We start from the raw sequence: 7,672 nt of genomic DNA, 5'->3' as shown, positions 1-7,672 counted from the left end.
CTATTTATACTTATAGTGTTTAAAGTAATTTTTATGACATTTATTTTAATATTAATACTCCTTTTGTGAGTTACTTTAGTCTCTATCAGGGTAAATTTATAATAAATTTCCTTGAAGTTTTTATGAAGATTACAATAATACTTTTAATTTAGAACACTTTTTGTTTTTATTTATCACTATTCTTCTTATAATAGAGATGAGTCGAAAAGGAGCGTATATTATGATTACTAAAACTGATATTGTAGCGAACGTTGTGACAGACTATCCGAAAACTGCTGATATCTTCAAACGTTCTGGTATAGATTTTTGTTGTGGCGGCCAAGTTTCTATTGAAGAAGCTGCGAAAGATAAAAAAAGAGTTGTTTTAGAAGATTTATTAGCTGAACTTGATGAAGCAAGTAAACAAAATGCCGGAGGACAAGGCTTAAATCCTAAATATTTAAGCATCCCTTCTTTAATTCAATACATCCAAGATGCATACCACGAACCAATGAAAGAAGAGTTCAAAAACTTAACACCTTATGTGACTAAACTCGCAAAAGTTCACGGTCCAAGTCATGAGTACTTGTTAGAATTAAAAGATTTATATACAACATTTAAAAACAACATGTTAGAACATACACAAAAAGAAGATGAAAAAGACTTCCCTCAACTTATCGCATTTGCGAATGGTGAGAATGTTGATAACGTAGAAGCTATTATCGAAGATTTAACTGCAGATCATGACAGTACAGGTAACTTGTTACGTAGAATGGATGAAATTACGAATGATTTCCAACCGCCTATCGAAGCTTGCGGAACATGGCGTTTAGTGTACACTCGTTTAGCTGCGTTAGAAAATGCGACATTACAACACGTACATTTAGAAAACCACGTTTTATTCGAAAAATGTCGCGAACAATTACAACAAAGCTAATTTAACTTTATATTTAGCGTGAATATCTTATAAAACTAAACAGACAAGGTTGAAGATGTGATTATATCTTCAACCTTGTCTGTTTTTTCTTTTCAAATTCATTAGGGATTAGTTCTTATCTTTTATCTGTAATACTTACTTTTACTTTCTACGCTTTTCTTTTCTACTGTTTTATAATTTTGGCAAAGATACGATCATCGTAGTTCCTACTTCAGGTTCACTTTCAACTTGAATCGTACCGCCGATTTGTTTCACCAGTTCTTGTGTGATGTATAACCCTAAACCAGAACCACCTGTATGGTAATTTCTAGAATCTTCTACTCTGAAAGTACGCTCAAAAATACGCTTAATATCTGCTTTCGCAATTCCGATGCCTTTATCTTTGATGTAAATTTGGATATGTTTTTCGCTTTCAGCAAGACAAATATAAATTGGACTACCTGATGGCGAGAAGTTCATCGCATTATCAATTAAGTTCGTAATGATACGTTCTAACGGTTGCGGATATTGTTTGAAAGGTGCCAACTTATCACAAAACTTCACTTCTAAATGTCTGTTGTCTATTTTCATACGTTGTTCATAGCCATTTAGTATATTCAATAATAATTGGTCGATTTGAATTGTTTCTACTACATAAGTATTCGGAGCATCTAATGTTGCGACATGCGTTAACTCGTCAAACATTTTGGATAGGCGATTAGATTGTTTGATTAAGGTGTCATAGGCTTCCTGACGATCTATTTGTGAGTGAACGACACCGTCTTTTAATGCTTCTGAATACGAAATAATACATGCGAGCGGTGTTTTTAAATCATGTGCTAAATTTTGAATCAATTCATACTTCTCTTGTTGTTCTGACTTGATTTGGACCATTTGTTTGGTAATCTCATGGGCCATTTTATTAAAAGAGTGACTCAGTTCTTTAATTTCTCTCGGTGAAGTAAATTGCGTAGGTTCCATCTCGTAATTACCATCTGCGAATTGTTTCGTTCTGACATTGAAATGTTTAATCTTTTGAACGAGAGGTGTTAAAAAGAAACTGCAGATGAATAAGGTTAAACAACTCGATACTATAGCGCTAACCGTCAATAATACTGTGGTATGACCATTGAACAACATCAGTTTATAAGCAATACCGAGGATGGTAGAGGCCAATAATACACTAGATAACACTCCGATAATCACTTGTGTTCTGATTGAAAACATTTAATCTGCTTTCCTTTCGAACTTATAACCAAGACCCCATACTGTGGTAATCGTGTAAGCGTCGAAATGAAATTGTTCGAACTTTTCTCTGATGCGATGAATATGTACATTGACTGTACTTGCATCTTCGTAATAATCATAACCCCATACTTCTTCTAACAATTGCGATTTAGATATCGCTTGATTTTCATGCGTTGCTAAATACCACAACAATTCAAATTCTTTAATTCTCAAGTTCACCACAGCACCATTAATTTCCACACTTTTTTGTTGATCATTCAACTTTAAAGTATCAAAAGTTAAAGCTGTTTGTGCTGACTGACTGCGCTTAACGCGGCTCAACAAATTATTCGCACGTAACACGAGTTCTCTTGGACTGAAAGGCTTCTTTAAATAGTCATCTGCGCCGAGAGTCAAAGCATAAATGGTGTCATGTTCTTTTGTTTTTGCTGACATATAAATAAATGGAATGTCCAGTTGTCGTTGTTTCATTTCCTTAATCACTTCATAACCATCTACATTCGGCATCATGATGTCTAAAATAATTAAATCAATTGATGGGTCAAGTTGGTTCAAAGCATCTTCCCCATTATGTGCAGTTAATACTTTATAACCTTCATATTCGAAGTACGTTTGGCAGATGTCGACCATGTCTTGTTCATCATCAACGATTAAGATTGTGTTCACGTCTTGTATCACCTTTTTCTTTAATATATGCGATTACAGCACTCAATGAAATTTGTTTTAATAAGTTTTTATTCATTAACAATATAATAAAGAGTGCTAATTGAACAGGATACGTAAATATCATATCTGATAAAATATAATTTAGCATAACAAAGGCGCCAAAGAAACTTGCAATATGTGACAGAATTCCTAATATTAACCCTAAACCAATCGCAATTTCCCCTAAAGGTACAATTACATTAAAGACGGGAGCACTGTGCGCGACGATGTGTTCAAAAAAGAGTTTGAACCACACTGGAGAATCTTCATTCTTAATCACAACTGGGATCAGCGGTTCGATTTTAAAACCACCTGTTAACTTCTCCCAACCTTGAGCTAAAATGTAGCCGCCGGCTATAATACGAATTAAAAATAAAATTACGAGTTCAATCGTACGTAGATAATGTTTCATGAAATCACTTCTCTTCTCGTTGAATTATCACTTTAACCTTCTATTTTACTTTTGCGGCACCGAAGATAACGTGCGCTTTCTTACAATAAATCGTCACTTCATTATATTGATCTAAGTCAACGTCTTTGATGTCGAAAGTTTGTGTTGGTTTATTGTAGTCGACCATTTCTAGTTGTTTGCCCTCTTTAATATTGCCGTCCTTTGTCAGATAGACGTACAAATCTGGACCTTTCGCAGATTTAAAATCTGTTAACTTAATTTGGTGATTTTCGATTTTAACGTGACCAGACACTTCCTCTTCATCTGATTTAAATTCACCTGTCAGCACTTTATGGTGATCGTGTTTATGTTCATGTGATGTCTGTTCTGTTTTTTCTTTTGGCTGTTCATCTTTTTCATTATTACAACCTGCTAAAGCGATACTTGTTGCTAAAAGTGTAGTAGCTAATAAATATGTTTTACTATTCATCATAAACCCTCATTTCATTTTATTTTTGTAATGATTAAGCTTATTATAAATGAGCGATTTATATCATACCATTAACTATTTATTAACTAAGTTATAACTTCAATTCATGTCGGATTTGTGTCTAAACATTAAAAAATCCCTTTTAAACCTAGTACTTTAAGTACGGTCTAAAAGGGATTTGACAGTATTACGATTATTCATCGTTATCTTTTTTATCTCTTTTGTTTCTTTTATTATTGTTGTCATCGTCTTCATCTTCTTCTGAAAGAGACTGACGTTCAGCGTTATATTCATATTTTAAAATGACTGTGATGATTTGGTGATTTTCAATATCTGAAATAATCCAGCGATCAAAATACGTATCGACGTAGTCATTTTTCTGTAAGTTTGTATTATGTGCTTGTAACCATCCGCCGATTGTATCGATATCTTCAGAGTCATCAAACTCGATACCTAATTGATCTGTTAAATCTTCTAACAACACACGACCATTGATTTGGTATGTGTCATCATTTAATTTAATCACATCATTCACTTCATTATCATCGAATTCATCACGGATTTCACCCACGATTTCTTCTAAGATATCTTCCATTGTTAAGATACCAGCAGTTCCGCCGTATTCATCAATAACCAAACTGATGTGTACACGTTCGCGTTGCATTCTGATTAATGCATCACTGATGCGTGTTGTTTCTGAAATCAATGGTAATTCATGAATATAATTTGCAATCTTGATAGGTTTGCCTGAAGCATACTCTGTCAAGAATTCTTTCACATTAATAAAACCTTTGATATGGTCTTTGTCGCCGTCTTCTGTAATTGGGTAACGAGTGAATTGGTATTCTTTAAGTGTCTCTAATAGTTCGTCTACAGTAAAAGGTTCATTTAAAGTGACCATTTGTGTTCTTGGGACCATGACATCTTTCGCTTGTCTCTCATCAAATGAGAAGATGTTTTGCATATAAGCAAGTTCTGTCTGGTTAATCTCACCGCTGTTATAGCTGTTGTTGATAATCATTTTAATTTCTTCTTCTGACATCGCGTCATTGTTTTCATCTGGATCAATACCAAATAGACGGATAATCATTCGTGCAGAACCATTCATTAACCAAATTAATGGTTTCATGATTAAGCCGAAGTAGTAAAGCGGACGTGCATAAAGTAACGCAACTTTCTCAGTGTGCTGAATCGCAAATGTTTTAGGTGCCAATTCACCTAATACTACATGCAGATATGTCACAACTAAGAATGAAATAACGATTGAAATGGTTGTATTCAAAGCATCGGGTAACGGTATCAGTTCAAAAATAGGATGTAATAATTTAGAAAAGACAGGTTCACCTAACCAACCTAGTCCTAAAGATGTAACAGTGATACCGAGCTGACATGCTGATAAGTAGTAGTCAAGATTTGAAATCATTTTCTTGACGACAGCCGCACTGCCGTTGCCTTCTGCAACCATTTCTTCAATTTTAGTAGCTCTGACTTTCACCAAAGCAAATTCTGATCCAACAAACACAGTAGTCAGTGCGATTAAAAATATAAATATTAACAAGTTTATTATGGTCGTACTATCCAATTAGTTCCCTATTGCTAGGGATTCACCTCCAAGTTATATGCCGCTATGTACGGCAATGATGTTTAGCGCATCGTTTTGAGCAAAGTGACAAATGCCTAGTTCATCCTTCCCATTTCCACAGCGACACCTCCCAACTAGCGTAAAATCTAACAAGATTATCATATCATAATCACCATTCAAATAGTAATTTTTTCAGACTGAATTCAAGTTATTTTTTTGGTATTTTATGATACCTCTTTACAAATAAAAATAAACAGCTAAGAAGCGAGTCAGCCCGATAAACAGGCTGTCTCTCTCTTAACTGTTTATTCGAATATACATTTACCTACCACAGTAAATTAGATTCGTGATGCGTGTCATTTCTAATAGCACGCCTTTACTATAATGCGCTAAATTCTCGTAAAATTCAACTCATTATTCATCCATTGATTCAGATGCGGCAATTTCGTCTGCTGTCGGTTTACGTTTAAGGAATCCGTAAATCACTGCAGAGATGGCTGCGCCGACTAAAATCGCTAGAATTGTTTGTAATGAATGGGAGAAGTCAGTACCTAAGATAACAAAGATACCACCATGCGGTGCTCCGATAGATGAACCTAAGCCAAGTGCAATGGCACCGCCGATACCTGAGCCGATCATCATTGACGGAATTACGCGAATTGGGTCAGCTGCCGCAAATGGAATAGCACCTTCTGTAATGAATGATGCACCCATCACAAAGTTAGGTACAATTGAACCACGTTGTGTTTTTGTAAACTTACGTTTAAAGAACAACATTGAAAGTGCTAATGCAATCGGTGGAATCATACCGCCGACCATAGCTGCTGTAATTGGTGCAGCGTTACCTTCTGTTAATGCCGCTGTTGCGAATACGTAAGCTGCTTTGTTGAATGGACCACCCATATCAATGGCCATCATGGCACCAATCACTAAACCAAGTAACATAATGTTTGCTCCTGATAAACTGTTTAAACCGTTTAATAATAAATGGTTCACCCAAGCTGCTGGTGGGTTAAATACATAAACCATTAATAGACCTGTAATAGTGACAGATAAAATTGGATAAATTAATGTTGGTTTTAAACCTTCAAGTGATTGTGGCATACGACGCGTCATCACTTTGATGCCTTCTGTTAAATAACCTGCTAAGAAACCGGCAATAATACCGCCGATAAATCCAGAGTCACCGCTCATTGCTAACATACCGCCGACTAAACCAGCTGCCATACCTGGTTTTTCAGCAATGCTGCGCGCGATGAATGCTGATAAAATTGGAATAATTAAGTAGAACGCACTGTTCTTACCAATGTTCCACAATTGTTCAGCAAATGCATTATACTCTGAAGATTTCGGATCGAATGAGTTTGGTCCGAACAAGAATACAATTGCCATTAAAATACCACCGGCAATTACAAGTGGCAACATGTTAGAAACACCGTTCATTAAGTGTTTATAAATTGTTTTGCCGACACTTTGTTTTTCTTGTTTACCGCTTGCTTGACCTTTACCTCTGCCTTCTCTTGCTTTAAATGGTGTACGGTCAGTTGCTAAAGCAAGGTCGATTAATTCTTCTGGACGTTTGATGCCGTCAGCAACAGGAACTTCTACGACGTTTTTGCCATCGAAACGATCTGTTTCTACATGCACGTCTGCTGCAACAATAACACCTTGTGCTTTATCAATATCTTCAGTAGTTAAACGGTTTTTAATACCACTTGACCCGTTTGTTTCAACTTTCATTTTGACGCCCATTTTTTTCGCTTGTTTCAATAAAGCATCTTTCGCCATATACGTATGTGCAATACCCGTTGGACATGCTGTCACACCGATAACATATGGCTCTTCGGATTCAGCGTCTTTATTCGCTTCAACTGGCGCTGTTTCCTCTTCTTCATCTGGTGCTTCATCGTCTGCACGATCAATAATTGCCAAAACTTCATCTGGTGTTTCTGCGTTTAACAATGCTTTTCTGACATCGTCATCCATTAAGACACCAGATAATTTAGCTAACGCGTCTAAATGTGTTTGTGCACCGCCTTCAGGTGCTGCAATCATAAAGAATAAGTGTGCAGGTTGTCCGTCTAAACTTTGATAATCTACGCCGGCTTTTGATTTACCGAAGGCAATAGCCGGCTTTTTCACTGCGTCAACTTTCGCATGGGGAATCGCAATCCCTTCACCGATACCTGTTGTACTTTGCCCTTCACGTGCCATAATCGCTTCTTTGAACGCTTTGACATCGCTTAAAATACCTGCATGGTCTAATTGATCTACTAAAGCATCAATGACACCTTCTTTTGATGTCGCATCTAAATCCATCGCGATTGTCTCTCGCGTTAATAATTCAGTGATTCTCATATT

The 7,672-nt window shown here is 36.1% G+C and carries 7 protein-coding genes; 1 reads left to right on the top strand and 6 read right to left on the bottom strand.

What is annotated here, in order from left to right:
• Positions 1-220: 220 nt before the first annotated feature.
• Positions 221-916 (top strand): iron-sulfur cluster repair di-iron protein ScdA, encoded by a 696-nt coding sequence (gene scdA, locus CD112_RS05325; RefSeq protein ID WP_070864105.1) that lies wholly within the window; start codon positions 221-223, stop codon positions 914-916.
• 171 nt (positions 917-1,087) lie between these two features.
• Here the strand turns inward: scdA and CD112_RS05320 are convergent, their stop codons facing one another.
• The 6 genes from CD112_RS05320 to CD112_RS05295 all read right to left on the bottom strand — a co-directional run bounded on the left by CD112_RS05320 (position 1,088) and on the right by CD112_RS05295 (position 7,669).
• Entirely contained in the window at positions 1,088-2,122 is a 1,035-nt protein-coding gene (locus CD112_RS05320) for a HAMP domain-containing sensor histidine kinase (protein WP_103363961.1), read from the bottom strand.
• A complete protein-coding gene (locus CD112_RS05315; RefSeq protein ID WP_051036002.1) occupies positions 2,123-2,773 on the bottom strand; it encodes a response regulator transcription factor in 651 nt (216 codons plus the stop codon).
• Positions 2,774-2,786: 13 nt separating this feature from the next.
• The gene (locus CD112_RS05310) at positions 2,787-3,260 is read right to left on the bottom strand and encodes a DoxX family membrane protein (RefSeq protein ID WP_002481495.1); all 474 of its coding nucleotides are present in this window, start codon (positions 3,258-3,260) and stop codon (positions 2,787-2,789) included.
• A gap of 40 nt (positions 3,261-3,300) precedes the next feature.
• Entirely contained in the window at positions 3,301-3,729 is a 429-nt protein-coding gene (locus tag CD112_RS05305; RefSeq protein WP_103363960.1) for a DM13 domain-containing protein, read from the bottom strand.
• A gap of 193 nt (positions 3,730-3,922) precedes the next feature.
• Entirely contained in the window at positions 3,923-5,311 is a 1,389-nt protein-coding gene (locus tag CD112_RS05300) for a hemolysin family protein (protein WP_002481493.1), read from the bottom strand.
• Between the two features lie 414 nt (positions 5,312-5,725).
• Positions 5,726-7,669, bottom strand: coding sequence for a PTS fructose transporter subunit IIABC (locus tag CD112_RS05295; protein ID WP_103363959.1), 1,944 nt, complete (start codon positions 7,667-7,669; stop codon positions 5,726-5,728).
• Positions 7,670-7,672: the final 3 nt, after the last annotated feature.

It is taken from the genome of Staphylococcus simulans (assembly GCF_002902285.1).
Lineage (GTDB): Bacteria > Bacillota > Bacilli > Staphylococcales > Staphylococcaceae > Staphylococcus > Staphylococcus simulans.
The sequence above is the reverse complement of the archived record's forward strand: the minus strand, read 5'-3'. Positions and strand labels throughout refer to the sequence as shown.